General features: G+C 56.8%; 28 protein-coding genes. 16 read left to right on the plus strand and 12 right to left on the minus strand.

Annotation, left to right across the window (positions count from 1 at the left end; all coding sequences use genetic code 11):
- Together urtE and zinT are read left to right on the plus strand one after the other, a co-directional pair.
- Positions 1–699: an urea ABC transporter ATP-binding subunit UrtE gene (gene urtE / locus AC4IC4_RS11335; RefSeq protein ID WP_024908443.1), complete on the plus strand. Its 699-nt coding sequence runs from the start codon at positions 1–3 to the stop codon at positions 697–699.
- Between the two features lie 52 nt (positions 700–751).
- The gene (gene zinT, locus AC4IC4_RS11340) at positions 752–1,393 is read left to right on the plus strand and encodes a metal-binding protein ZinT (protein ID WP_491472813.1); all 642 of its coding nucleotides are present in this window, start codon (positions 752–754) and stop codon (positions 1,391–1,393) included.
- 46 nt (positions 1,394–1,439) lie between these two features.
- On the opposite strand, the gene ydeE is transcribed toward zinT, so the two are convergent.
- Positions 1,440–2,633 carry an efflux MFS transporter YdeE gene (gene ydeE, locus AC4IC4_RS11345; protein WP_024908445.1) on the minus strand — a complete coding sequence of 398 codons (1,194 nt, stop codon included), beginning with the start codon at positions 2,631–2,633 and terminating at the stop codon, positions 1,440–1,442.
- A 194-nt stretch (positions 2,634–2,827) separates the two neighbouring features.
- Here ydeE and eamA point away from each other — a divergent pair, with 194 nt between their 5' ends.
- The gene (gene eamA, locus AC4IC4_RS11350; RefSeq protein ID WP_048991149.1) at positions 2,828–3,733 is read left to right on the plus strand and encodes an O-acetylserine/cysteine exporter; all 906 of its coding nucleotides are present in this window, start codon (positions 2,828–2,830) and stop codon (positions 3,731–3,733) included.
- 32 nt (positions 3,734–3,765) lie between these two features.
- On the opposite strand, the gene marB is transcribed toward eamA, so the two are convergent.
- Genes marB through marR form a run of 3 tightly spaced genes read right to left on the minus strand, consistent with a single transcriptional unit; the run spans position 3,766 to position 4,854 of the window.
- Positions 3,766–3,984, minus strand: coding sequence for a multiple antibiotic resistance protein MarB (gene marB / locus AC4IC4_RS11355; protein WP_023335698.1), 219 nt, complete (start codon positions 3,982–3,984; stop codon positions 3,766–3,768).
- 33 nt (positions 3,985–4,017) lie between these two features.
- A complete protein-coding gene (marA, locus tag AC4IC4_RS11360) occupies positions 4,018–4,398 on the minus strand; it encodes an MDR efflux pump AcrAB transcriptional activator MarA (protein WP_008502237.1) in 381 nt (126 codons plus the stop codon).
- A gap of 21 nt (positions 4,399–4,419) precedes the next feature.
- Positions 4,420–4,854 (minus strand): multiple antibiotic resistance transcriptional regulator MarR, encoded by a 435-nt coding sequence (gene marR, locus AC4IC4_RS11365; protein ID WP_032647191.1) that lies wholly within the window; start codon positions 4,852–4,854, stop codon positions 4,420–4,422.
- Between the two features lie 255 nt (positions 4,855–5,109).
- Between marR and AC4IC4_RS11370 the strand changes: the two genes are divergently transcribed.
- A complete protein-coding gene (locus AC4IC4_RS11370; RefSeq protein WP_024908448.1) occupies positions 5,110–5,775 on the plus strand; it encodes a MarC family NAAT transporter in 666 nt (221 codons plus the stop codon).
- Between the two features lie 84 nt (positions 5,776–5,859).
- Here AC4IC4_RS11370 and AC4IC4_RS11375 read toward each other — a convergent pair whose 3' ends face one another.
- Positions 5,860–7,056, minus strand: a complete 1,197-nt coding sequence (locus tag AC4IC4_RS11375) for a sugar transporter (protein WP_491472784.1) — start codon at positions 7,054–7,056, stop codon at positions 5,860–5,862.
- A gap of 177 nt (positions 7,057–7,233) precedes the next feature.
- Here AC4IC4_RS11375 and AC4IC4_RS11380 point away from each other — a divergent pair, with 177 nt between their 5' ends.
- Both AC4IC4_RS11380 and AC4IC4_RS11385 read left to right on the plus strand, forming a co-directional pair.
- On the plus strand, positions 7,234–8,022 hold the full coding sequence (locus AC4IC4_RS11380) for a PhzF family phenazine biosynthesis protein (protein WP_024908450.1): 789 nt from the start codon (positions 7,234–7,236) through the stop codon (positions 8,020–8,022).
- A gap of 27 nt (positions 8,023–8,049) precedes the next feature.
- A complete protein-coding gene (locus AC4IC4_RS11385) occupies positions 8,050–8,841 on the plus strand; it encodes a PhzF family phenazine biosynthesis protein (protein WP_090416956.1) in 792 nt (263 codons plus the stop codon).
- On the opposite strand, the gene AC4IC4_RS11390 is transcribed toward AC4IC4_RS11385, so the two are convergent.
- The 6 genes from AC4IC4_RS11390 to AC4IC4_RS11415 form a co-directional block, all read right to left on the minus strand.
- Positions 8,838–9,515: an SDR family NAD(P)-dependent oxidoreductase gene (locus tag AC4IC4_RS11390; RefSeq protein ID WP_491472785.1), complete on the minus strand. Its 678-nt coding sequence runs from the start codon at positions 9,513–9,515 to the stop codon at positions 8,838–8,840. The genes AC4IC4_RS11385 and AC4IC4_RS11390 overlap by 4 nt on opposite strands.
- A 1-nt stretch (position 9,516) precedes the next feature.
- Positions 9,517–9,987 (minus strand): NanQ anomerase/TabA/YiaL family protein, encoded by a 471-nt coding sequence (locus AC4IC4_RS11395; RefSeq protein WP_491472786.1) that lies wholly within the window; start codon positions 9,985–9,987, stop codon positions 9,517–9,519.
- Positions 9,984–11,147 carry a sialidase family protein gene (locus AC4IC4_RS11400; RefSeq protein WP_491472787.1) on the minus strand — a complete coding sequence of 388 codons (1,164 nt, stop codon included), beginning with the start codon at positions 11,145–11,147 and terminating at the stop codon, positions 9,984–9,986. Before AC4IC4_RS11400 ends, AC4IC4_RS11395 begins: the two co-directional genes overlap by 4 nt.
- Before the next feature lies 1 nt (position 11,148).
- Complete coding sequence (locus tag AC4IC4_RS11405; protein ID WP_417927383.1) at positions 11,149–12,561, minus strand: sodium:solute symporter family protein; 1,413 nt, start codon at positions 12,559–12,561, stop codon at positions 11,149–11,151.
- A gap of 76 nt (positions 12,562–12,637) precedes the next feature.
- Positions 12,638–13,522, minus strand: coding sequence for a dihydrodipicolinate synthase family protein (locus AC4IC4_RS11410; RefSeq protein ID WP_491472788.1), 885 nt, complete (start codon positions 13,520–13,522; stop codon positions 12,638–12,640).
- 17 nt (positions 13,523–13,539) lie between these two features.
- Complete coding sequence (locus AC4IC4_RS11415) at positions 13,540–14,682, minus strand: iron-containing alcohol dehydrogenase (protein ID WP_024908456.1); 1,143 nt, start codon at positions 14,680–14,682, stop codon at positions 13,540–13,542.
- A gap of 173 nt (positions 14,683–14,855) precedes the next feature.
- Here AC4IC4_RS11415 and dtnK point away from each other — a divergent pair, with 173 nt between their 5' ends.
- The 4 genes from dtnK to AC4IC4_RS11435 all read left to right on the plus strand — a co-directional run bounded on the left by dtnK (position 14,856) and on the right by AC4IC4_RS11435 (position 18,378).
- A complete protein-coding gene (dtnK, locus tag AC4IC4_RS11420) occupies positions 14,856–16,073 on the plus strand; it encodes a D-threonate kinase (RefSeq protein ID WP_024908457.1) in 1,218 nt (405 codons plus the stop codon).
- Positions 16,066–17,052 carry a D-threonate 4-phosphate dehydrogenase gene (locus tag AC4IC4_RS11425; protein ID WP_024908458.1) on the plus strand — a complete coding sequence of 329 codons (987 nt, stop codon included), beginning with the start codon at positions 16,066–16,068 and terminating at the stop codon, positions 17,050–17,052. Before dtnK ends, AC4IC4_RS11425 begins: the two co-directional genes overlap by 8 nt.
- A 1-nt stretch (position 17,053) precedes the next feature.
- Positions 17,054–17,815 carry a DeoR/GlpR family DNA-binding transcription regulator gene (locus AC4IC4_RS11430; protein WP_023311787.1) on the plus strand — a complete coding sequence of 254 codons (762 nt, stop codon included), beginning with the start codon at positions 17,054–17,056 and terminating at the stop codon, positions 17,813–17,815.
- Positions 17,816–17,895: 80 nt separating this feature from the next.
- A complete protein-coding gene (locus tag AC4IC4_RS11435; RefSeq protein WP_157189177.1) occupies positions 17,896–18,378 on the plus strand; it encodes a GNAT family N-acetyltransferase in 483 nt (160 codons plus the stop codon).
- Here the strand turns inward: AC4IC4_RS11435 and ptrR are convergent.
- Complete coding sequence (ptrR, locus tag AC4IC4_RS11440; protein WP_208762870.1) at positions 18,332–19,210, minus strand: putrescine utilization regulator PtrR; 879 nt, start codon at positions 19,208–19,210, stop codon at positions 18,332–18,334. The genes AC4IC4_RS11435 and ptrR overlap by 47 nt on opposite strands.
- 98 nt (positions 19,211–19,308) lie before the next feature.
- On the opposite strand from ptrR, the gene sad reads away from it, so the two are divergent.
- The 6 genes from sad (at position 19,309) to AC4IC4_RS11470 (ending at position 26,381) form a co-directional block, all read left to right on the plus strand.
- Positions 19,309–20,697: a succinate-semialdehyde dehydrogenase gene (gene sad, locus AC4IC4_RS11445; RefSeq protein ID WP_370883651.1), complete on the plus strand. Its 1,389-nt coding sequence runs from the start codon at positions 19,309–19,311 to the stop codon at positions 20,695–20,697.
- Between the two features lie 111 nt (positions 20,698–20,808).
- Positions 20,809–22,398 carry a methyl-accepting chemotaxis protein gene (locus AC4IC4_RS11450; RefSeq protein WP_491472789.1) on the plus strand — a complete coding sequence of 530 codons (1,590 nt, stop codon included), beginning with the start codon at positions 20,809–20,811 and terminating at the stop codon, positions 22,396–22,398.
- A 62-nt stretch (positions 22,399–22,460) separates the two neighbouring features.
- Positions 22,461–23,387, plus strand: coding sequence for a glutaminase B (gene glsB / locus AC4IC4_RS11455; protein WP_024908464.1), 927 nt, complete (start codon positions 22,461–22,463; stop codon positions 23,385–23,387).
- On the plus strand, positions 23,387–23,743 hold the full coding sequence (locus tag AC4IC4_RS11460; RefSeq protein WP_032647208.1) for a DUF4186 domain-containing protein: 357 nt from the start codon (positions 23,387–23,389) through the stop codon (positions 23,741–23,743). Before glsB ends, AC4IC4_RS11460 begins: the two co-directional genes overlap by 1 nt.
- A gap of 113 nt (positions 23,744–23,856) precedes the next feature.
- Positions 23,857–25,296, plus strand: a complete 1,440-nt coding sequence (locus tag AC4IC4_RS11465) for a sensor domain-containing diguanylate cyclase (protein WP_491471132.1) — start codon at positions 23,857–23,859, stop codon at positions 25,294–25,296.
- Positions 25,297–25,415: 119 nt separating this feature from the next.
- Positions 25,416–26,381, plus strand: a complete 966-nt coding sequence (locus tag AC4IC4_RS11470) for a sensor domain-containing diguanylate cyclase (RefSeq protein WP_061715145.1) — start codon at positions 25,416–25,418, stop codon at positions 26,379–26,381.
- Positions 26,382–26,402: the final 21 nt, after the last annotated feature.

A 26,402-nucleotide genomic window follows, 5' to 3' on the forward strand; every position in this document is an offset into this window, starting at 1 on the left:
ATGTTACAGGTCAACGAACTGAATCAGTATTACGGCGGCAGCCATATCCTGCGCGGCGTGAGCTTTGAGGCTAACACTGGCGAAGTCACCTGCCTGCTGGGTCGCAACGGCGTGGGGAAAACCACGCTGCTGAAGTGTCTGATGGGGCTGATCCCGGCGAAAACCGGGGAGGTCATCTGGCAGGGTAAAAAGATTACCCACAGCAGGCCGCATCAGCGGGTGCAGACTGGCGTGGCGTATGTTCCGCAGGGGCGCGAGATTTTCTCGCGCCTGACCGTGGAAGAGAACCTTCTGCTGGGGCTGTCGCGATTTTCCGCCCGTGAGGCGAAGCAGGTGCCGGAAGAGATCTGGCAGCTGTTCCCGGTGCTTAAAGAGATGAAGCATCGTCGCGGGGGCGATCTCTCCGGCGGGCAACAGCAGCAGCTGGCGATTGGGCGCGCGCTGGCGAGCCGCCCGCAGCTGCTGATTCTGGATGAGCCGACCGAAGGCATACAGCCGTCGGTGATTAAAGAGATTGGTCAGGTGATCCGCACCCTGGCTGACCGGGGGGATATGGCGATCCTGCTGGTTGAGCAATTTTACGACTTTGCCGCCGAGCTGGCAGACAGCTATCTGCTCATGTCGCGCGGCACCATTATTCAGCGCGGACGGGGTGAGAACATGGAGCAGGAGGGCGTGCGCGGCCTGGTTGCGATCTGAAATGTTATAATATAACATCCTCGTTCTTATCAAACGGAATGAGGGTGTTATGTTGACTGCACATATTGGAAAATTTGCTATGACTCTGGGGGCGCTGCTGGTCAGCGGCCAGCTGTTTGCTCACTCGCACGGCCATCAGATGGCTGAAGCGGAACAGAAAGCGGCGAACGGTGTGTTTGAGGATAAAGACGTGAAGGACAGAACGCTGTCTGACTGGGACGGGACCTGGCAGTCGGTCTATCCGTTCCTGCTTGATGGTTCGCTCGATCCGGTGTTTAAACAGAAAGCGCAGAAAGACAAAAGTAAAACCTTTGACGAGGTGAAAGCCTACTACCGAACGGGTTATGCGACGGACGTGGATGCCATCGGCATCGAAAATAACGTGATGGAGTTCCATCAGGGTAAAACGGTCAGCCGCTGTCATTATGATTACAGCGGCTACAAAATTCTGACCTACGCGTCAGGTAAGAAAGGCGTTCGCTATCTGTTTGAGTGTAAGGACGCCAGCAGCAAGGCGCCGAAGTTCGTGCAGTTCAGCGACCATACCATCGGACCGAAGGCCTCTTCGCACTTCCATATTTTCATGGGCAATACCTCCCACGAGGCGCTGCTGAAAGAGATGGATAACTGGCCGACCTATTACCCGAACGAGATGTATAAAGAGCAGGTGGTGGAGGAGATGTTGCACCACTGATGCTTTATTGCCGGGTGGCGGCTACGCCTTACCCGGCCTGCATTTGCTACGCCGCTTTGGGCGACTCGCACCACGCCTTCACGCTCATCCCGCGCAAAATCATCAGCCATGCGACAACAATGGCGACCATCATGATGACAAACAAGGACCAGTGCGGCAGGTTGGTCAGGATGATACCGGTGATCATCGGGTTTGCCGCAGCGCCGAGCCAGCCCAGCGCCTGCGCGGAGAAATAGCTCGCCTTCATTCCCGGTGGCGCAATGTTGTCGATCAGCATGTATTCGCCCGGCGCATAGATAATCTCACCCAGGGTAAAGATGGCGGCAGCAATGCCCCAGTAAACCAGGTTCTCTCCGGAGAGCATAAAGCCGCCCAGCCCCACGATAAAAAACAGGGTGGCGAGGGTCATCAGCGGGCGGATATTGCTGGCTGAGATTTTGCGGCCCAGCGCGTATTGCAGCGTCACCACCACGGCGGCGTTGACCGGGAGCACCACGGCCACCACCTTTTCGGCGAAATCACTGTCCGCATGCGCGGCCAGAACGTATTGCGAAATACAGCTCGCGAACGACCCGCCCACGTATGAGGCCAGCAGGCCAGACAGCGTGTACCAGAACAGCGCGCGGTCTTTCAGCAATACCGACGGCTGCCAGGGCGTCTTCTCCTCGGTAGTATCCAGCGCCACGCTTTTTTGCACAAAGAAATGGATAAAGCCCAGCGGCAGGGCAGCGCAGAAGGCCGCCAGCCAGAACGGCAGTTGCAGGCTGTACATCACCAGCAGGGTGCCAATTGGCGGTCCGATCGTCCAGCCAATGTTCAGGAAGCTGTAGTTCAGCGAGAAGACGCGCGCTTTCTGGCTCGCGGTGAGCACGTCGGAGAACCAGGCCTTCAGTACCGTCGAAAAGACGGAATAGGCGCAGTTGATCAGCGCAAAGAACAGCACCACCAGCGTGACGTTATCGACCAGCGGGATCGCGACAAAGCCGGCGATAAAGGCCACGATGGCGATCAGCATGTAGCGTTTTTTATCAAACTTATCGGCAAGAATGCCAAACCCCAGGCTGAACACCACGCCGATAGTCAGCGCAATCGTCAGGGCATAACCAATATTCTCGACGCTCATGCTGTAGACGCGCGTGAGATAGATGGTCATAAACGGCAGCGTTGCCCCTCGACCAATGGTTAACAACAATGACGATGCCAGCAGCGCTGCGGTTGAGCGCCTGAGAGATGGTTTCATATTCCTGCCCGACAGTTGCTTATGCTTTTATTAGATGTGTGTTAACAGGATTACCATGACATAAGGGGCTTGTATAGCACCTGATTTATCCCTAAGTGCTTCAGCTGCCTGCCAGAAATAATGATCTTCTCGCGGCGCACTTTTTTCTGTTACCTTGAAGTGTTAACAAATTATTAATAATTCAGGGGCTGGGTATGACGCGGAAAGACGGGCTGCTGGCGTTGCTGGTGGTCGTAGTATGGGGGCTCAACTTTGTGGTCATTAAGCTGGGGCTGCACAACATGCCGCCGCTGATGCTGGCCGGTTTACGTTTTATGCTGGTCGCTTTTCCGGCCATCTTCTTTGTCGCCCGCCCGAAGATCCCGTTGAAACTGCTGCTGGGCTACGGTCTGACCATTAGCTTTGGCCAGTTCGCGTTTCTCTTCTGCGCCATCAAGTTCGGCATGCCGGCGGGTCTTGCCTCGCTGGTGTTACAGGCGCAGGCGTTCTTTACCATTATTCTCGGGGCGTTCGTGTTTGGCGAGCGTCTGCAGGGCAAACAGCTGGCGGGGATCACCCTGGCGGTGTTCGGCGTGCTGGTGCTGATCGAGGCCAGCCTGAATGGTCAGCATGTGGCGCTGCTCGGGTTTATGTTGACGCTGGCGGCGGGGCTGAGCTGGGCCTGCGGGAATATCTTCAACAAGCTGATTATGCAGCACGAGGCGCGCCCGGCGGTGATGTCGCTGGTGGTGTGGAGCGCACTGATCCCGGTGATCCCGTTTCTGCTGGCGTCGAGTATTCTGGACGGTCCGGCGGTAATGTTGAACAGTCTGGTCGATATCGATATGACCACGATCCTGTCTCTCGTCTATCTGGCCTTTGTCGCCACCATTGTGGGCTACGGGATCTGGGGATCGCTGCTGGGACGGTATGAAACCTGGCGCGTCGCGCCGTTATCCCTGCTGGTGCCGGTGGTAGGACTTGCCAGTGCGGCGATATTGCTGGATGAAACGCTAAGCGCGCTGCAGCTGTTGGGCGCCGTGCTGATCATGGCCGGGCTGTACATTAACGTGTTTGGTCTGCGGGTTCGTCGGACGACGCGGGTAAGCGAAAAGGCATAAAAAAAGCCCCGCATCTGCGGGGCAAAAACGAATCAGAGGCCGTGCTGATTATAATAAGGCACGCCTAATTCGTCGGATTTGTCGCTACCAGCACCCATGTGGTTGAAATCATAAGGCGACTGGTCATGTGCTGACGGCAAAATCATCGTATCAGGATTATTTTGCTGCGTTGCACGAGGGGTTTGCTCCGCGAAGGTCTGGCTGGAGAACAGCACCAGCAAGGCGAGGGCGGCGGAGGCGATAACTTTCATGATTTCCTCGGTTACGTCTGTTACAGGCGATGATTAACTACAGTGTTTTAACGGATACAGGTATCGGGATTCGCCCGGCACGCTGGTGATTCGGTACTTATGAGGCGGCACGTCAAAATAGTTCTTGAACGTACGCGTCAGGGTTTGCTGCGATTCAAATCCGTAACGCTCCGCCAGATAAAGGATCGGCTCATTGCTTTCTTTCAGTTTCTGGGCAATTTCCGTCAGCTTGCGGCTGCGAATATATTGACCTAATGAATGACCGGTCTCTTTTTTGAACATCCGTTGCAGGTGCCATTTGGAGTAACCCGAACGCTCTGACACTTTTTCAAGGGAGAGCGGCGATTCCAGGTTATCCTCGATCCAGTCCAAAATGCTATGAATGGTGATAGCGTCAGTATTGCGTCTGGACATCGTCATACCTCTTTTTTCTGTTTACGGCAGGATTTTCTTCAGCAAAAGCTCAAGGGTTGCCACTTCATCTGCCGTTAAGTTTTTTGTTAGTTCCTGATGCAGTGTTTGTCCTACTAATTGATGACATTGCTCGCACATGTCCGCGCCATCGCTGGTTAGCTTCACCAGTACGCCGCGTTTGTCATTCGGGTTAGGGCTTCGTTCTATCCATCCTTTGCAGACGAGACGATCGAGCATGCGGGTTAACGCGCCCAGATCGACAGAGAGCACCTTTTTCAGCTCAACCGGCGTGATACACACTTCGCAGCGAATGGAACACAGCACTTTGAACTGTGTTGCGGTGATATCCAGCGGTGACAGGTAGTCATTGAGCAGGCGATCTTTTTTCTGATTGACCATATGAATAAGACGACCCAGCGGAACAACGTCGTTAAAGATATCACTGGTGCTTTTCACAATGGTTGCCCTGGCAAGTAATTAGTCACGGCAGATATTATTGCTCAGGCAAGTATAAGTCAACTGAATGAGTCAGCCGATGCCACGAATTGCTAAAACGTTTCATGAACTTTTTTTGAGGTCTTTCAAATCAGATAGATAACTGACAGTTATCTTTTCAGAAGGGAAATAATCGTTACGTTGCACCCATGGCTGAATGTCACACTTTCACCCTATAATTGCTGTGTTAAATATGGATAAGGACAACAACGCACTATGTTGGATTTAATTAAAGCAATCAGCCTTGGGCTGGTGGTCTTGCTGCCGTTGGCTAACCCGTTAACGACGGTGGCGCTGTTCCTCGGGCTGGCAGGGAATATGAATAGCGCCGAGCGCAACCATCAGTCGATGATGGCCTCGGTGTATGTGTTTGCCATCATGATGGTGGCTTATTACGCCGGACAGGTGGTGATGAATACCTTCGGGATTTCTATCCCGGGCCTGCGTATCGCTGGGGGGCTGATTGTGGCCTTTATTGGTTTCCGCATGCTGTTCCCGGCGCAAAAAGCGCATGAGTCGCCGGAAGCGGCCAGCAAATCGGAAGAGCTGGAAACCGAACCGAGTGCCAATATCGCCTTTGTGCCGATTGCCATGCCGAGCACGGCGGGGCCGGGTACCATTGCGATGATCATCAGCTCCGCGTCGACGGTGCGTGACAGCGCAACCTTCCCGGACTGGGTGCTGACGGTAGCGCCACCGCTGATTTTTGCGATTATCGGTCTTATCGTGTGGGTGTCGCTGCGCAGCTCTGGCGCCATTATGCGCTGGGTAGGCAAGGGCGGTATCGAGGCGATTTCCCGTCTGATGGGCTTCTTACTGGTCTGTATGGGCGTGCAGTTTATTATTAACGGCGTGCTGGAAATTATTAAGACCTATCATTGATGTCTTGCCCGGCGGCGTTTCGCTTGCACGGGCCTACGGGTTTTGTAGGCCGGGTAAGGCGAAGCCGCCACCCGGCAAGAAGGCTCACCCGTGCTGCCCCTGTTCCTCCAGCGCCACCGGCCATTTACGGAAGATGAGCACCGACCAGACAAGCGCCACCAGGGCCGGAATAGCCCCCAGATAGCCAATCGCCGACATCGACACGTGCAGTATGACCTGATTTCCCACCAGCGCGCCCGCGCCAATCCCTAGATTGAAAATCCCGGAGAACAGCGACATGGCAACGTCCGTTGCATCCGGCGCCAGGGCCAGCACTTTCACCTGCATGCCCAGACCAATAATCATGATCGCCACGCCCCAGAACAGGCTGAGGATCGCCAGATGGCTTTCACTGCCCGCGGCGGGCATCAGCAGCAGCAGGCAGGCCAGCAGCAGGCCGATGGCGCTGCTCACCAGCAAGGAGGCGTGCCGGTTACCCAGCTTGCCGAACAGCACGCTGCCAACAATGCCCGCGCCGCCGAGGATCAACAGTAAGACGGTGGCAAAGTTGGCGCTAAAGCCCGCTACCATCTGCACAAACGGTTCAATGTAGCTATACGCCGTGTAATGGGCCGTCACCACAATGACGGTCAGCAGGTAGATACTCAGCAGTGCTGGGCGACGCATCAGCAGCGGCAGGCTTTTCAGCGAGCCGGAATGTTCGCTCGGCAACGCGGGCAGCAGTTTAATCAGGCATATCAGCGTAACCAGCGCACCCATACCGATGGCGAAGAAGGTCGTACGCCAGCCGAAGTATTGCCCCACGATGCGGCCAATCGGCAGACCCAGCACCATCGCCAGTGCGGTACCGGTAGCAATCAGGCTCAGCGCCTGCGCGCGTTTCCCTGCCGGCGCCAGGCGAATCGCCAGCGACGCGGTGATCGACCAGAACACCGCATGGGCAAAGGCGATACCGATGCGGCTCATGACCAGCACCGTAAAATTCCACGCCATAAATGACAGCACGTGGCTCGCAATGAACAAGACAAACAGACCGATCAGCAGCCTGCGCCGCTCCATCTGGCTGGTCAGCAGCATAAACGGCAGGGACATCAGCGCCACTACCCAGGCGTAGATGGTCAACATAATGCCCACCTGAGCCGTTTCCATCTGGAAACTTTCAGCGATGTCAGACAACAGCCCAACCGGAACAAATTCTGTGGTATTAAAAATAAACGCGGCAATGGCCAGCGTGACCACGCGTAGCCACGCAACCCTGCGGGAAACTGTGTTCGTTGTCATAGGGATGTCGGAGATTCGTTGCTGAAAAGAAGAGGAGACGATCTTAAATCGTCAAACGGCGAAAACTCAACCATTATGTGATGCAGATCTCAATATTTACCTTATAAAAGCGGTAGCCGGGAACGCTGTTTTCATTGAATATAAAAGAACAACATAATAAAAACAGGCGGTAAGACAATGCAGGAGATTGATTTTTATCTGGTAGATGCGTTCAGCGATACCTCGTTCGGCGGCAACCCGGCAGCCGTTTGCCCGCTGAAAGCGTGGTTGCCCGATGAGACCTTACTGAAAATGGCGCAGCAGCATAATCAGTCGGAAACGGCTTTTTTCGTCTGCAGTAAAGGGGGCATTGAGCTCCGCTGGTTTACCACGCTCACCGAAGTCAATCTCTGCGGCCACGCTACGCTGGCGGCCGCGCACGTGCTGTTTACCGAGCTGGATTACCCGGATTCGCGGATCCACTTTGAAACCGCCTCTGGCCGCCTGACGGTCAGCCGGGAGGGTGAGTGGATGACGCTGGACTTCCCGGCATGTCCAACCCATGAAGAGACGCCCCCGCCTGAGATGCTCTCGGCGCTGGGTATCAGCCGCTACGTTGAAGCCCGGAAAGGGCGCGCCTGGGTCATCGTTCTTGAAAATCGCCAGCAGGTCGAGGCCCTCGCTCCACACTTTTCGGCGATGACGCCGGGCGAGCATAAGGTGAGCGTGACGGCGCGCGGTGAGGGGGAATACGATTTTGTCAGCCGCTTTTTCTCACCGGGCGTTTCCGTCCCGGAGGACCCGGTCACCGGCTCCGCGCACACCATGCTGATCCCGTACTGGAGCGAAAAGCTGGGTAAAACGACGATGTTTGCCCGTCAGGTTTCAGCGCGCGGTGGCGATGTGCGCTGTGAGCTGAAAGGCTCGCGGGTGCTGATGAGCGGACAGGCCACACTTTATCTGAAAGGCACAGTTTTTCTGCGCTAAATAGCCATAACAAGAGAGGAAGAGACAATGCAGGAAATTGATTTTTATCTGGTGGATGCCTTCAGCGACAAAACCTTTGGCGGCAACGCCGCAGCGGTATGTCCTCTGGAAGAGTGGCTGCCGGACGAGACGCTGCTCAAAATGGCGCAGCAGCATAACCAGTCTGAGACCGCCTTTTTCGTGCGCACCGACGGTGGGTTTGAGCTGCGCTGGTTTACCACGCTGGATGAAATTAACCTCTGCGGACACGCTACGCTTGCCGCATCGCACGTCATTTTCGAATACCTTGACTACCCGCATACCGAAATCACCTTCACCACCCGCTTCGTGGGCGAGCTGACGGTTAAACGCAGCGGCGACTGGCTGACGCTGAACTTCCCCGCGTGGTCAACGGAAGTTGTGGATAATCCTCCCGAGGTGCTGTTTAGCGCCCTGGGCATCACGGCGGCAAAAGAGGTGCGCGAGGGTCGGGATTACATGGTGGTGCTGGAGAGCCAGCAGCAGGTGGAGGCGTTAACGCCGGATATCGGGGCCATGCTTCCGCTGGATAAAATGGTCTGCGTGACGGCACCAGGCGAAGAATATGATTTCGTCAGCCGCTTTTTCTGCCCGGGCGAAGGGGTGCCCGAAGATCCGGTTACCGGATCTGCCCACAGCATGCTGATCCCGTACTGGAGTGAAAAGCTGGGCAAAACGTCGCTCAATGCCCGCCAGGTGTCGCACCGTGGCGGGGATCTGCGCTGTGAGCTTAAGGGCGACCGCGTGCTGATTGGCGGCCAGGCTACCCTGTATCTGAAAGGGCGTGTTTTCCTGCGCTAGCCGAGTGAGGCGCCGCCGCATATCACCATCTCCTGACCGGTGATGGCGGCGGCTTCATTGCTAAGTAAGAAATTCACCAACCCTGCCACCTCCTCTGGGGCGATCAGACGTCCGATTGGCGGACACTTCGGCGGCGAGGTTTCTCTCCCCGGTGCGCTGAGCATCGGCGTTTGGGTAGCCCCTGGCGCGACCACGTTAGCGGTGATCCCGCGCGGGGCCAGCTCCGCCGCCCAGCTTCTGACCATCCCTACCATCGCTGCTTTGGTGGCAACGTACTGCGATCGTCTTGCTGTACCGCGAGAGGTTCTGCTGCCAATCGCCACAAACCGTCCACCTGCGGCCATTGCGGGCGCAAAATGGTTAAACAACGCCTCACAGGCCCAGACGTGGAGTTGCCACAGTGAGGTGCTCACATCGCTTTCGAGCTGGCCCAGGGGCGCAGCGGCCATCATCCCTGCAGCATGGATCACCGCCTGGGGCGTCGCGATGGTTTGCAGGGCGCTGCACAGCGCAGCAGGATCGCTGATATCCACGCGCAGGCCCGTGAAGCCAGGGGCATTCAGCATCACTGCCCGGCGGCTGAGCCCGGTGACCTGCCAGCCTTCCGCCAGTAAACGCTTGACGATGGCCTCACCAATTCCGGAGCTGGCCCCGGTGACGACGGCGTGACGCATGTCAGACCTCCAGCATCGTTCGGGGAATTTTAAATACCGCTTTGCGAACGGTCAGCGGCGCCTCTGCGGCGCACAGCGCCTGGTGGGGTTCTCCAGGACAAAAGACCGCAAAGTCTCCTGCGGCAAGACTGATCCTGACGCTGTGTTCAGCAGGTGAAGTAATAAAGAGATCCGGCTTATGCTCTTCGTCCTCCGGCTTGCCAGTGGGGCGTGCGCCAGCATAAATATGTTCTTCTCCTGCCAGGACAACCTGAATATCGGCCCACTGGCGATGGTACTCCGTATGCCGATCTGCACGTGGCTGCGTCTGCGCCGGACCAATCTGGCAAAACCAGGTTGCATTTTCCGGCTGCCAGCGCCCGTCATCGCGTTCGCTGAGCGCCTGCAGCGTGCAGTCCGGACGGGATAGCAGGGTGTACAACGCCGACGGTAGCCCTGCCAGCGGCAGGGCGTTGAGATGACCGATAATCATATGGACTCCTTAACCCATTCCGATGTCACCCGCACATATTTGATGGCCTGGCGGAAGTATGTGTACGCGATATGAAGAGCGCCATCGGGCCCCTGTTTGATGCTGGGATAGGAGAATTCGCGGTTCAGCTTTTCCAGAGAGTTGTTGGTCATGCAGTAACCATCCCCCTCGTCCAGATGACGCTGCCACGGCCAGCTTTTTCCGCCGTCAGGCGAAATGGCGACGGTCATCGGCGCCCGCGGTGCGCCCCAGAAGGCCGTCCGACCGTGGGTAACAACCGGCTCCTTGCGGTCATCACCATCGTCAATTTCATCGTATAACGAGGCGCGACGTTCCCGCGCCCCGGCGGCGCTCATGGGGTTAAAGACCAGCGCGAGTTCACCGCCCGCAAGCGTGGTCACCTGGATAGAGGAGTTATTATTAGGGAGCTCCGTGGGCTCCGGTACGGACCAGCTTTCGCCGTTATCCGTTGACTGGCTGTAATAGATATTGTCTGCCCAGCGGCTGCGGAACAGGGCGACCAGTGTGCCGTTGAGCAGGCGGGTAATATTCATATGTACGCAGCCGAGGCTTTCCGGTACCTCAACATCGCGCCACGTTTTGCCGCCGTCCCCGGATATTTTTACCGCGCTGATATCGTCGTTTCCGACCCATTTCTCACCTGGTTGGGTACGGCAATAAAACACCGGGAGCAGCCAGTTACCGTTATCCACCACGACAATCGGCTGGCGGATAAACGTGCCCGGTTTATCGAGCAGGGTAGCGATCTCCCCCCAGGTTTTCCCAAGATCCCGGGACTGGCGATAGCGAACGATAGCCGTATCCTGATTACCTGAGATCTGCGCGGTCCACAGCAGCCACAGGACGTTGTCCGGGGCCAGGAACAGAACCGGGTTCTGTTCGGAACGCGTGGCATCGTCCGACAGTTTTACCGCATCACTCCACTGCTGGCTGCCCGGTGCCAGGCGTGACCCCCACACGGAGATATCGGCAATGCCTTCCTGAGTGCCGCCAAACCAGACGCACATCAGCGAGCCATCCGGCAGCGGCAGCAGATTCGCCGCGTGGTTTTGTGGGCAAGAGGAGGGCAGCATGGCGGTTTGCACGTGCGCATCCTGTTGTGGTCGAACAATCCCGTCGCGGGTTACGGTTACAGACATATCAGACTCCATTATTTTGAGCGGGGGTTGGCGCTTTACCCTGCGCTTTTCCCGGAATGAGGCGATCGATCGCCATGATGACGGCAGGGGTCAGCAAGGCAATGTACATATTGTTGATGCCGAAAGGGTCGCCCAGCAGATACCAGGCGGAGGTGACGACGCAGGCGCCAATCAGGCCCGCATTGGCACCGCGGGTGCTGCGGAAGAACGGCGCGTAAAACGCAATAACGGCCACCACGGAAATCGACAGGCGAATGGCGCGGGTAAAGAACGAGAGCTTCAGGACTTCAGGTACCAGCAGAACAAAAATCAGCGGCAGGAAACCAATCAGCAGGGAGATCCAGCGGGTGGCCTTAAACTCCTGATCGGGCGTTGGGTTGCGCATCGGCACGTAAAAGTCTTTTACCACCAGGGAGGCGATAGCCAGCGCCACGGTACTGACGCTGACGAAAATAGACGCCACCAGAGAGGTGGTGATCAGGCCGGCCAACCACGGGTTCATGTCCTGCAGGAAAATCGGCATTGCATACAGGCTGTTAATTTCCGGGTGCAGGTATTTTGCCGCCACCCCAATCACCGCAATGGCCAGCGCAATCGGCAGGCAGAAGAAGAAGGCGACCCAGGTAGAGCGTTTGGCCGATTTCACGTCTTTGGTGGAGGAGATTGCCTGGATTACAAACTGGGTACAGAAGATAGAGCCGATGGTGCCGATGAGCCAGGCGAAAATGGTCGACGCACCGATGTTACCGTCCCAGGTCCAGTAGAAGGCCGGCATGTTTTCAATCATTGGCGTAAAGCCGCCGGTTTTGGAGAGCGCAAAGCCCATGATAGCGAGGATACCGAAGTATTTCAGTGCGCTGTGCAGTACGGTCACCCAGGCTACCCCCTTCATGCCGCCAAAGGCGAAGTAGAAGGTACTGACGATGGCCGTAATGAAGGCGGCAACGGGCAGGTTGACTTTCAGTACGGTGGAAATAGCCGCTGCGCCGCTGACGTAATTCCCCACGTTAACCAGCAGCAGGGCGTAGATCATGATGACAGAAATAATGTTTTTGGTGCTGTTACCGTATTTTTCAGCAATCGCACCCGAGATAGTGATTTTCCCAGTGTTGTAGATGCGTTTTACCAGCAACAGGCCAAAGAGCGGGAAGCCAATCGCGGCCCCGATGACCGACCATGACGCGGCAAAGCCGTCTTCAAACGCCGCCTGTGCGGTGCCGATGGTGGATTTAGCACCGATATACTCGGACATCAGCAGGATCCCGACAATAAACGCCGGCATCGCGCGGGAGCCTTCCATAAAATCGCCGGAATTTTTACTGCGGATCCGGAAGGTCAGCCAGGTGGTGAAAAGGATGTAAGCAATAACAATGCCCACAATGATTAGGGTATCTTCAGCGGTAAAATTATTCATCTTTGCCTCTCTTCAGGGCGAGTGAATCCTGGGCACCTCGGGTACCCGGTATTCTTATTGACGAAACCAACGCCGTTTAGTTAAGTGACATTGTCACTATTCGGCGTATCTGTTGGCACTGCTGCTCGCTAAATGCCACGGCATATCGACTCTCACCGACGTCTTCCCCCATGATCTGCAGCGCTTTTTTGACTGCGGCAGGGGAAAACGCCACGTTGTACAGTTCGGTGCGCAGTTGGGTGACGCTCTCCTGCGCAAGGCGGGAACCGTCAATATCACCCGCGTTAAAGCGTGACCAGATAGCGTTGATGGCCGTCGGCGCCACGTTTGCCAGCCCGGAAATGCAGGCCGAACATCCGTCGATGAAGCCCTGGTGGATAAGCGAATCTGGGCCGTTGAGCACGTCGAATCCGTCCATGTCCCTCACCGCATTAAGGAATCCGCGCAGGCTTTCATAGCTCCCGGCACTGTCTTTAATACCGACGATGTTGGGATGTTCGGCCAGCGCGCGTGCGGTAGCGGGTTCAATGGTATTGCCGGTACGCGCTGGAATGTTGTACAGAAATACCGGTACGGCTAGCGCGTCGGCGATAGCGGTGTAGTGCGCGACGAGTTCAGACTGTTTCAGCGGAACGAAGTAAGGGGTAATGACGGAAACGGCATCGACGCCCAGCGAGGCGATCTGTTTCCCCAGACGGATGGTTTCGCGGGTCGAAATTTCCCCAATGTGCGCCACGACCGGTGCGCGGCCGGCCACCGTTTCCACGCAGGTGCGGGTGACGGCGATTTTTTCTTCTTCGTTAAGCACGAAGAACTCGCCGTTTGTGCCGCCGCAGAAGATGCCGTTGCCAGCACTGAGTTGACGATCGACCTGTCGTTTCAGGCCCGACAGGTTCAGCGCGCCTTCCGTGTCAAAGGGGGTTACAACGGCCGTTAGCACGCCCCTGATGTTGTTACGCATTACACACTCCTTTGCTATTAATGTTGGGGAAACAGTGTCCGGTAAATCGCCTGCACCTCGTCGTGATTAACCTGACAGGGTGCATTGTTCATGAGCCGCTTAACGTTAAGGGCCGCATCACTGAGGGAGGCGATATCTTCACGCGGTACGCCCAGTGTCTCCAGGTTATCCGGCATGCTGAGTCTGCGGACCAGCGCGGCAAAGTACTCCACCAGCGCGTGGGATTTTTCTTCGTCTGACAGCGACGTATCCGCGCCGGGCACCAAATCCCAGACTTGCGCAAATTTCGTCACGCAGTGGGGACGAACCACGCGCATGCAGGGCGCCAGCAGAATCGCGTTGGCCACCCCGTGAGGCAGGTGATATTTGCCGCCGAGCGGGTAGGACAGGGCGTGAACCAGGTGCGTGCCAGCATGTGCAATGGCGACCCCGCCGTAGTAAGACGCCCACAGCATCTCCAGCTTCGCCAGCAGATTGCCCGGTTCGGCGCAGGCCGTTTCAATGTTGTTGAGCAGCTTAGACAGGCCCATCAGCGCGGCGTTATCGCTAACCGGATTAGCGACCGTTGAGGTGAAACACTCAATCAGATGGCACAGGGCATCAATCCCGGTGGATGAGGCAATGTGTGCGGGCATGCTGGTCGTCAGCTCCGGCAGCAGGGCGACGTAATCGGGCAGCAGGACGGGGGAGATGATGCCCACTTTCGTGCTTTGCTCTGGTATGGTCAGAATGGCATTCGGCGTTGCTTCCGATCCGGTTCCTGCAGTGGCCGGGATCAGCAGTGACGCGATGCGTGCCACCGGTTTTATGCCCGCGAGCAGGTTGTCCAGCCCTGGAGAAAGCGGGTGACAAAGTACTGAAAGCAGTTTGGCTACATCCAGTACGCTACCGCCGCCGAGCCCGACGACCAGCCCAAACGTTCCCTTTAACGTCGAGAGCAGTTGGTTAACGTCGTGATGGGTGGGTTCAGGCGGGACATTGTCGATAATCGTGACGCCGCGCTGGTCCTCTTCGAGGATCGCGCGGATCTGCTTTGCTGCCTCCAGACGCGCAATATTGCCGTCCGTCACCAGCAGGATCTGCGTTTTATCAGTAAGTAATGGCCTGATGGCGGCGATGGCATTCGCCCCGCTAATCAGGGTGCTGTTGATCGTAACCACGCTTTTCTCCTGTCTCTGTATCCATGATTGATTTCGCTCAAGCAAGACGCTTCATGGTCATCGTGTGGCTAAATTTATAATTTATTCGCAAACTGATTAACTTGATCTTGCTCACATATAATCAATCATGATTGAATATAATCATTAACGGGAAAGGCTAACCCGAAGTGGGGATGAAAGTGAGCAATGTGAACAGAGAGGTCGTGGTCGTCGCCGATGACTTTACCGGCGCAAATGATGCCGGTGTCAGCCTGGCGCTGTGTGGCAAAAAAGTCAGCGTGGCGTTTCATACACCGTTTACCCAGGCGAGCGATGTGCTGATCGTTAACACCGATTCCCGGGCGCTGAAGGCATCGGAGGCGGCCGAAAGGGTGGCCGCACTCGGGGCTGAAATCGCGGATGCCCGCTGGCTCATTAAAAAGATGGATTCCACGTTGCGTGGCAATGCAGGAGCCGAATCTCAGGTTCTTAAGGCATTAAGCGGCAGGCGGCAGGTGATCGTGGCGCCGGCATACCCGTCAGCAGGGCGGATCACGCGGTACGGCAGGTGTCTGGTAAACGGCGTTCCGGTGAATGAAACCGAATTTGCCAGCGATCCCAAAACGCCTGTCCCGTCTGCCGCTATTGCTGACCTGTTTACCGGGGTGAGCGCTAAAAGCGTGACCGTGAAAACGCTCACTGCCGAACTTGCCCGAGGAACGGAATGGCTCATCGTGGATGCGCACACCGATGAGGAGATGGACGCCATTATCGATGCCGCGTTGGCCTGCTCACAGAGGCCGCTGCTGGTGGGCTCTGCCGGACTATGCGATGCGCTGGCCCGTCATCTGGCCCCGGTTCGGCGTAAACAACTGCTGGCCGTCGTCGGCTCGATGAGTGAGATCGCGCAACGACAGATTGCACTGGCGGTAAGCCAGGCGGACGTCTCGTCGGTACTCATTGATGTGAATGACGCGCTGCGCGGAGACACGTCCGGGTATCTCGAACAGATTGCGCAGGTACTTCAGTCTGGCCATCACTGCATTGTGCATACCTGTGCGGGCCACGAGGCCCGGCATCAGGTCGAGCAACTCTGCCAGCAGTATCGCGTCACCCGCGCAGGCCTGGGCGAAAAAATTTGTACGTTTTTAGGCGAACTGACCCGACAGGTGCTGGCGGCGCAGACGCCTGACGCGCTGTACGTCTCCGGTGGCGACGTGGCGATGGCTGTCGCGAGGGCACTGGATGCTCGGGGGTTTGAGATTACCGGGTGCGTCGCACAGTGCGTGCCAGCCGGAAAATTTCTGGGTTGTGGCTGGCAGCAGCCGGTAATGACCAAAGCAGGGGGCTTCGGAAACGAAGAGACGCTGCTTGAGGTGTTGCATTTTATCGAGGAGAGACTGAGTGACTAAAATTATTGCTGTAACCATGGGTGACCCGGCTGGCATTGGCCCGGAAATCATCATCAAATCCCTCACCGAAGGTGAGTTGTCAGGGGCACCTGTGGTGGTTGTGGGCTGCGCCAGAACGCTGCAGCGGGTGCTTGAGAAAGGAATCACCGGGCAGGCGGATATCCGCACTATCGACGCGGTCAGCGGCGCGCGCTTTGCCGCTGGCGTGATTAACGTGCTTGATGAACCGCTGGCCGATCCTGATGCACTGAAGCCGGGTATCGTTCAGGCTGAGGCCGGGGATCTGGCTTATCGCTGCGTGAAGCGTGCTACCGAACTGGCGATGGCGGGTGAGGTGAAGGCGATTGCAACGGCTCCCCTGAATAAAGAGGCGCTGCACCTGGCCGGGCATCTCTATCCGGGTCATACCGAGCTGCTGGCGCATCTGACCGACAGCAAAGATTACGCCATGGTGCTGTATACGGACAAACTGAAGGTGATTCACATCACGACCCACATTGCGTTGCGCAAATTCCTTGATACGCTCAATCAGGATCGGGTAAAAACCGTGATTGGGATTGCGGATAGATTCCTGAAACGCGTCGGCTTTCAACAACCGCGCATTGCGGTTGCCGGCGTTAACCCGCATGCGGGTGAAAACGGCCTGTTTGGCGATGAAGAGATCAAGATTGTCGGCCCGGCTGTCGACGCGATGAAAGCGCAGGGGTTAAACGTCACCGGACCGTGTCCACCGGATACGGTATTTATGCAATGCCACGAAGGTATGTATGACATGGTCGTTGCGATGTATCACGATCAAGGGCATATTCCGCTAAAATTACTCGGCTTTTATGACGGGGTGAATATCACCGCCGGCTTGCCGTTTATCCGTACCTCTGCGGACCACGGTACCGCATTCGATATTGCCTGGACCGGCAAAGCGAAGTCTGAGAGCATGACGGTGTCTATCCAGTTGGCTATGCAAATTACACGGGAATGATATGAAGGGATATAACCGGTTAGAGCAGATAATGGATTACCTGAAAGGGCACAATCTGGTGACGGTGGATCAGTTGGTGGCAATTACCGATGCCTCTCCGGCGACGATCCGCAGGGATTTGATAAAGCTCGATCAGGAAGGTGTCATTAGCCGCACCCATGGCGGCGTTACCCTTAACCGGTTTATTCCTTCCCAGCCCACAACGCATGAAAAAATGCAGCGCAGTCTGGCAGAAAAACATGCCATCGCCAGCGCGGCGGCAAGCTTTGTTAAAGCGGGCGACGCCATTGTGCTCGATGCTGGCACCACGATGATTGAACTCGCTCGCCAACTTACGCATCTGCCGCTTCGCGTCATCACCAGCGACTTGCACATTGCGCTGTTTCTCTCGGAATTCCGTCAGATTGAAGTGACGATAATTGGCGGGCGTATTGATGATTCAAGTCAGTCCTGCATCGGTGAGCACGGGCGTCGCTTGCTGCAGAACGTGTGGCCAGACGTGGCTTTCGTTAGCTGTAACGGATGGGATATCACCCGCGGCATTACCTCACCAACGGAAGAGAAGGCTGCCTTAAAGCGGGATCTGATTGCCAATGCAAAACGTCGCGTACTGCTGGCGGACAGTTCCAAGTACGGAGCCTGGTCGTTGTTTAACGTGGCGCATCTTAATACCCTGACGGATATCGTCACGGACAGCAGGCTGGACGAAGCGACACAGGCCGGATTGAGGGCGTTAGATGTCCAGTTGACGCTGGCGTCATGACATAAGTTAATACTATGAAGCACCCTGGCAGGCCTGCGCTATGTTGAAATTTAGCCTCATAAAAAAGCAAGGAGCCTGCCATGTATTCCATTACCTCTGAATCTGCACGTCATCCGGACATTCTCGCTCTGATCGCGGCGCTTGACCGCTATCAGAGCGAACTCTATCCCGCCGAAAGTAATCATCTGCTCGATCTGGCTGCGCTGCCGGAAGCCTCGCTGATCCTGATGATCATTCGCGACCAGCAGCTTCAGGCCGTTGGCTGTGGCGCTATCGTGCTCAACGGCGACGGTACGGGCGAGATGAAGCGGGTCTATATCGATCCGGCCCATCGCGGACAGCATCTCGGCGAAACGCTGCTGGCCGCCCTGGAAGATGAGGCTCTGAGCCGTCATTGTCATACCGTAAGGCTGGAGACGGGCATCAAACAGCATGCCGCGGTGCGTCTTTATGAACAGTGCGGATACGATTTGCGCCCGGCGTTTGCCCCGTACGTTGACGACCCGCTCAGCCTGTTTATGGAGAAGGCGCTGGTTGAAGACGTTCGTTTAGCAGCGCTATAAAGGCTTCCAGCTGGCGGGTCATCGCCCCGCGTCGCCATACCAGCCAGGTGGTGAGCCAGCGCCAGTTTTCCGCCAGCGGCCAGGCTTCAACCTGATGATGTCCCGGCATACTCTCCAGCATCGAGCGCGGCATCAGCGCGATGCCCGCGCCCGCAATGACGCAGGCGAGCATGCCGTGATAGGACTCCATCTCATGAATGCGGCCGGGCGTGGCGCGGTCAGCGTGAAACCAGCTCTCCAGGTGTCGGCGATACGAGCAGTTGGCGCGAAAGGCATAGACGTCGCTGCCGCTGACCTGCGAGGCGCGCGTCACCTCCACATGCCCGGCAGGCGTGACCAGCATCATCTCTTCCCGGTAGACCGGCATGCCTTCCAGCTCCGGGTGCGAAAGCGGACCGTCGACGAAGGCGGCGCTTAGGGTTCCCTCCAGTACGCCATCAATCATCGTCCCGGAAGGCCCGGTAGAAAGGGCAAACTGAATACGCGGATAGCGCTGGTTAAACTGCGCCAGCGTTTCAGGAATGCGCACGGCGGCGGTGCTTTCCAGCGCGCCGAGGGCAAATAACCCCTGCGGCTCATCCCCCGCGACAACCATGCGCGCTTCATCCACCAGGGCGAGGATCTGCCTGCTGTAGCGCAGGAAGTTATGGCCAGCCGGGGATAAGCGCAAACGCTGGTTTTCACGAATAAACAGCTCAACGCCCAGATCGGCTTCCAGCTGGCGGATGCGGGTCGTCAGGTTAGACGGCACGCGATGCACCTTCTGCGCCGCCTGGGTGATGCTGCCCGTCAGCGCGACGGCGTTAAACATTTCAAGCTGGGTTAAGTCCATGGCATTCTCGTTTCGTGAATAAGGTGGTTAGTATTATTCATTTTTAAGAAATAGCAGAGTGAGCCACAATCAATCAACCGAAATGCGTGGAGAACATCATGAAATATTCATCTGCTACACATGCCCTCTCTGTTAACCCGGCAACGGGTGAAACCCTCGCTGCGTATCCCTGGGCGACGCCGGAAGAGGTTGAACGCGCGATTTCTCAGTCCGACGCGGGCTATCGCCAGTGGCGACGCGAAAGCGTGTCCCACCGGGCGCAGAAGCTGCGGGATCTCGGCGCCGCGCTGCGAAACCGCGCGGAAGAGATGGCGCAGATTATCTCCCGTGAAATGGGCAAGCCCATCCTGCAGGCGCGAGCGGAAGTGGCAAAGTCCGCCGGTCTGTGCGACTGGTATGCCGAGCACGGCCCGGCAATGCTGCGTGCGGAGCCGACGCTGGTGGAAAACCACAACGCGGTCATTGAATACCGCCCGCTGGGGCCGATTCTCGCGGTGATGCCATGGAACTTCCCGCTCTGGCAGGTGCTGCGCGGCGCGGTGCCAATTCTGCTGGCCGGTAACAGCTATCTGCTCAAACATGCGCCCAACGTGCTCGGCTCTGCGGATCTTATAGGGCAGATCTTTGCGGATGCGGGTTTCCCTGAAGGCGTGTTCGGCTGGGTGAACGCCACCAATGACGGCGTCAGCCAGGCGATTAACGATCGTCGTGTTGCTGCGGTGACCGTCACCGGCAGCGTGCGTGCCGGGGCCGCCATTGGTGCTCAGGCAGGAGCCGCGCTGAAAAAATGCGTTCTTGAACTGGGCGGCTCAGACCCGTTCATCGTTCTCAACGATGCCGACCTGGATCTTGCCGTGAAGGCGGCGGTAGCGGGGCGCTACCAGAATACCGGGCAGGTGTGCGCGGCGGCAAAACGCTTCATTGTGGAAGAGGGTATTGCGGATACCTTTACCCAACGCTTTGTTGATGCGGTTGCTGCCCTGAAGCTGGGCGCTCCGGACCAGGAAGAAAACTACCTGGGCCCGATGGCGCGTTTTGATCTGCGCGATGAACTGCATCAGCAGGTGCAGGCGACGCTGGCAGAAGGTGCAACGCTGCTGCTGGGCGGTGAGAAAATCAGCGGCGAGGGGAATTACTATGCGCCAACCGTGCTGGCGAATGTCACCCCGTCGATGACGGCGTTCCGCCAGGAGCTGTTTGGTCCGGTCGCGGCCATTACCGTCGCGAAAGACGCGGAGCATGCCCTGATGCTTGCCAACGACAGCGACTTTGGCCTGTCCGCCACTGTCTTTACCGCTGACGCAGCGCTTGCGGATAAATTCTCCCGCGAGCTGGAGTGCGGCGGCGTGTTTATCAACGGCTTTAGCGCCAGCGATGCGCGCGTGGCTTTTGGTGGCGTGAAGAAAAGCGGTTTCGGCCGCGAGCTTTCCCACTTTGGCTTGCACGAGTTCTGTAACGTGCAGACGGTGTGGAAGGATCGCGTGTAATCCTTAATTTCGGCCCTCGTCGTGAGGGCCGTTGTCATTATTCTGCCATGGTTCTGTCATTTTCATTTTGTAGACTCGCACGCGTCTAACGCATTGTAAATGAAGCTAATTATGAACCTAACGCAAATTTTTCGCCGTATTGCGCAGCGTCTCACCCCGCGTCACTTTGGCCTGTTGACGGGCATCTTTTGCATCATTGGCCTTTTCTCCGCGCTGCAGCTCTCCTCGTCACTCCTGCTTAACGCCTCCCTGAACAACGCCCAGCGCAACGAGCAGCTAAATCTGCTGGCCTGGCAGCAGCAGAGCAAGCTGGATCTGGCCCGTGTTTCCCTGCTGGCGGCAAGCGATCTGCTTAACCGGTCCGGCGTCTGGTTTATGCAGGATAAAGAGACCGGCTCCGACGGAAGCTGGCATAGCCTGATGGACGATGCGCAAAAGGCGCTGACGGTTTCTCAGCAGGCGTGGAAGGCCTGGCTGGCGCTGAATCCGCCGAAAGATGACGCCCTGGTGAACAGCTATCTGCTTTTCTACGGTGCGATTAAAGAGCAGGCTGAAGGTCTGGTAAAAGACAACACCATCGACGCTTTTTTTGCCGTCCCGGCGCAGGCGTTTCAGACGGATTTTAACGATAACTATGCACGCTATCAGCAGGCAAGCGAGAAGCAGGCCATGCAGGGGCGTCAGAGCCTCATGGCACAGCTCTCAGGATTGCAAACGTTGTTCCTGTTTGCGCCGGTGCTGTTGCTCGCCATCGCCGCTGTCGTCTGGTTCGGCATGTCCAGATGGGTGATCACGCCGCTGCGTCGGTTGATTGCGCATATCAACCGGCTGGCGGCAGGGGATCTCTCCGGCACGCCGCCGGACGTCATGCGCTTCAACCGGGAGATAGGGCAGCTTAGCGACAGTATTGCCACGATGCAGCACGGTCTGCAGCAGCTGGTCACGCAGGTCAGCCATGCCACGGTGACCATGGTGGAGAACATTAGCTCCCTGGCACAGGGTAACCAGAAGCTGTATCAGCAGTCGGCACGCCAGGCGAAAGAGCTTGAGGATGTGACGGCGCATATCGCGGCGCTGGAAAACCATGTGGAAGGGAATACCGGCTATGCCAGACTCGCCAGCTCGCGGGCGGATGAAGCGCGTCAGGCCGCCGCGGGGGGAGACCAGATGATGTCGACCGTGAATGCGTCCATGCAGGCGATCGTCGACCGATCGTCTGAGATGCGCGGGATCGTGGCGATGATCGACAGCGTGGCGTTTCAGACCAACATCCTGGCGCTGAATGCGGCCATCGAGGCGGCCCATGCCGGAAACCAGGGGCGCGGGTTTGCCGTCGTCGCCCGGGAGGTTGGATTGCTGGCCAGAAAGAGCAGCCACTCGACGCAGACCATTCAGGAGCTGATCAACCGCTCGGTTCAGGGCATTGAAGACGGTTCCCGTGCCGTCACCCTGATGGAAGAGAATCTGCAGCAGGTCACCGGTCTGGTGGGCAATTTAAGCAGTTTGCTGAATGAGATCTCCACCGCCACCCTCAGCCAGGGAGAGAGTATTCACCAGATGACCCGCCAGCTTCAGGCGCTGAACCAGGTCTCCCGTCAGACGGACCTGCTGGTCTCTGACGCCTCAGATGCTTCTGAACGTCTGCAAAAGCAATCCGATCTTTTATTGCAGGCCGTTTCGCGTTTTCGTCTTAGCGCCTGACGCAATACATAAGCCTCTGTTATACTCGCAGCCCGTTTTAGCCTGAGGGCAAGGAGCAAAGTGTGGCTGCGGTCATCCATAATGAGATGTTGGACGAGATTCTGGCGCAGGTTCGTCCGTTAATTGGAAAGGGGAAGGTTGCCGACTATATTCCGGCCCTTGCCTCGGTCAGCGGGAATAAGCTGGGCATTGCTATCTGTACTATCGACGGACAGCGATACCAGGCAGGGGATGCAACAGAACGTTTTTCCATCCAGTCCATTTCGAAAGTGCTCAGTCTGGTTGCGGCGATGCGCCAGTATGAAGAAGACGAGATCTGGCAGCGGGTGGGCAAAGATCCGTCCGGCCAGCCTTTTAACTCGCTGCTTCAGCTCGAGATAGAACAGGGTAAACCGCGAAATCCCTTTATCAACGCCGGGGCGCTGGTGGTCTGCGATATGCTGCAAAGCCGCCTCAGCGCACCACGTCAGCGAATGCTTGAGATTGTGCGTCAGCTCTCGGGCGTTGACGACATTACCTATGATACGGTTGTGGCACGCTCGGAGTTTGAACACTCTGCCCGTAACGCGGCCATCGCCTGGCTGATGAAATCCTTCGGTAATTTCCACAACGACGTGGCGACCGTCCTGCAAAACTACTTCCATTACTGCGCCCTGAAAATGAGCTGCGTTGAGCTGGCTCAGACGTTCCTGTTCCTTGCGCACCAGGGGCACGCACCGCACCTTGATCAGGAAGTCGTTTCGCCGCTTCAGGCTCGTCAGGTTAACGCGCTAATGGCCACCAGCGGGATGTATCAAAACGCCGGCGAGTTTGCCTGGCGCGTTGGGCTTCCGGCTAAATCGGGCGTTGGCGGCGGGGTCGTGGCGATTGTGCCGCATGAAATGGCGATAGCCGTCTGGAGCCCGGAGCTGGATGAAACGGGAAATTCGCTTGCCGGCGTGGCGGTTCTGGAGAAACTGACCCAGCGTCTGGGACGTTCAGTATACTGATGCCCGATCTGGATCCTCTCTTTTCCCGTCTGGCGCGATCGACATTTCGCTCGCGCTTTCGTTTAGGCGATAAAGAACGACAGTACTGCTGGGACAAAGGTCCCGAAACCATTGACCAGCATGCCGCGGATTTTGTCGAAAAGCGCCTTGCGCCTGCACAACCCGCAAATGACGGTAAACAGACGCCTATGCGCGGTCACCCGGTGTTTATCGCCCAGCATGCCACCGCCACCTGTTGTCGGGGCTGCCTGGCAAAATGGCATAACATTCCACAGGGTGTAACGCTCACCGCGCCGCAACAAAATTATATCGTCAGCGTTATCCATCACTGGCTGGTGCTGCAGATGAACGCCTAAATTTGACGAGTTATGCTCCAGTGGTATTTGTGTTATAGATGCATCCTAAGTTAGTCCCGATCATGCTGACGACCGCAATAATTGCCATAAGCTTTCATATGGAATGATATTTAATGCGTTCTGCTCTTACCGCTTTCAGGCCGTTCCAGCCTGACACGCCGCTGCGAAATGCATCGACGATCTTCATCCTCACCACCTTGTTCTATTTTGTGGGCGCGGAATTACGGCTCGTTGAGGCCCTGTCGCTGTTCTGGCCGCTGAATGGCGTCATGGCAGGGATCTTCGCCCGCTATATTTACCTGAATCGCCTGCATTACTATGCGGTATGCTATGTCGCGATGCTGTTGTACGACGCGGTGACGACCAACTGGGGTATAGCCTCAGTGGTGATCAATATGTCTAACATGATCTTTATTGTCGTCGTCGCCGTGCTGGTCCAGCGCGACAAGCGACTGATGAAGAAAACCCCCGATCCGCTTAACGCGCTACGCCTGTTTAACTACTGTCTGATTGCCGCGCTGCTTTGTGCCTTGCTCGGCGCTGCGGGGTCGGTCGGGATTGACAGTCACACCTTCTGGCCGCTGTTTGCCGACTGGTTTAGCGAGCAGTTCTCAACCGGCGTGCTTGTTGTGCCCTGTATGCTCACGTTACGTATGCCCGGGCGTGATCTCAGGTTACGTCTGGAGCAGCTGCTGCCGGTGATGGCGCTGATCGTCTCGGTGGTCGCGTCGGTGGTGATTGGCGGAGCGGGGAGCCTCTCGTTTCCTCTGCCAGCGCTTATCTGGTGTGCGGTTCGTTACTCATTGCCTGCGACCTGTCTGCTGACGTTTATCACGGGTGCCACTGAAATCATTTTGGTCGCCAACTCGATTATTAACATTGCCGTGGCGACGCCGTTTACGACGCCAATGATGTTTTCAGCCCGGCTGGGTATCGCCACGATGGCGATCTGCCCGGTGATGGTCTCCGTCAGCATGGCGGCGATTAATTCCCTGATCCGCCAGGTTTCGCTGAGGGCGGATTATGACTTTTTAACGCACGTCTACTCGCGTTCCGGGCTTTATGAGGCGTTAAAGCATGAAGAGACGTACCGGCATACCCGTTTTTTGACCGTCATGCTGCTGGATATTGATTATTTCAAAAGCATTAATGATAACTACGGCCACGAGTGTGGAGATCGCGTGCTGGCGTCGTTTGCCCGACAGGTTCAGCAGGTCGTTGGCGAAGACGGCATGGTGGCGCGCATGGGCGGGGAAGAGTTCGCTGTGGTGGTTCATTCAGGCGACGCGCAGCACGGTTTTGAACTGGCTGAACGTATCCGTTCCACCGTTGCCAGCCATCCTTTTACATGGCGTCACCAGACGCTCTTTCTGACGGTCAGTATTGGCCTCGGCAGTGGAAAGGCTGAGTCATGGCAGTTGACCGAGGTATTCAACAAGCTCATGGCCGAAGCGGACGATCATCTCTATCGTTCAAAAAAAGCGGGTCGAAACCGTACCAGCGCCCGGGTGGCGGACGAGCAAATTGCCGCGCCCACCGGGAGTGAAACATAGCTGCGTTAATCGTCATAAGGCATTGACGTGAATAGTAAGCGACTTAACAGGCTGTCAGAACGCTGACAATGCCTCTGTTTAAGCTACGCTTTTAGTAACGCTTTACGTCAGGAGACATTATGAAAGCACCTGCAACCCCTGAAAATGAAACAGACAGACTCAACTCGCTACGAGAATCCGGTCTGCTTGAGATCGACAGTTCCCCGGCGTTTGACCGGTTAACGCGTCTGGCAAAACGCTTCTTCCAGGTGCCGCTGGCGATGGTCAATCTCATTGATGAGCATTCGCTAATCGTTAAGTCCGCTGATGGTCAGGCACCCGGCTCCGTTCCGCGTAACATCTCATTTTGTGGGCATACGATCCTCACCGAAGCGCCGCTGGTGGTAGGGGATATGCTTCAGGACGATCGTTTTGCGGATAACCCGCTGGTGGCCGGTGAACCTCGCGTGCGGTTTTACGCGGGCTTCCCGCTGCGCCTGCGTGACGGCGCAAGCGTTGGCTCGCTGTGCCTGATTGATTACGCTCCCCGGGAGTTTTCTGCCGCCGACCTCGCCGTCCTGGGAGATCTTGGCGCGCTGGCGGAAGATGAATTTGCTGCCATCAGCGCGGCGACCACGGATGAATTAACCGGGCTATTCAACCGTCGGGGTTTTAATCAACTCGTGCGCTTCACGCTTTCCGTTGCCCGGCGCCGGGCAGAGCCGCTGACGCTCGGCTGGCTGGATTTGGATCGCTTTAAGGAAATTAACGATCGCTTCGGGCATGAAGAGGGGGATAAGGCGCTGAATGCCATGGCGCAACTGATGCGTGCCTCTTTCCGCGAAGCGGATCTGCTGGTTCGTTTTGGCGGGGACGAGTTCGCCGTGCTGTTCGCGGATACGGATGAGCAGGGCGCCTGGATTGCCATGCAGTATCTCGTCGAGCAGGTAGAAAACTATAACGCCCGCAGGTTACACCCCTGGTCGCTTCACTTCTCATGGGGGCTAAGTGAATTCGATCATAACGGCAACGACCTGCAGCAGTGGTTAAAAGATGCCGATGAAAAGATGTATGCCATGAAGCAGCAGCGCCAGCGCGCCCGGTGACATAACAAAAGCCTATGTCCG

It is taken from the genome of Enterobacter sp. Taxon_2 (genome assembly GCF_058355295.1).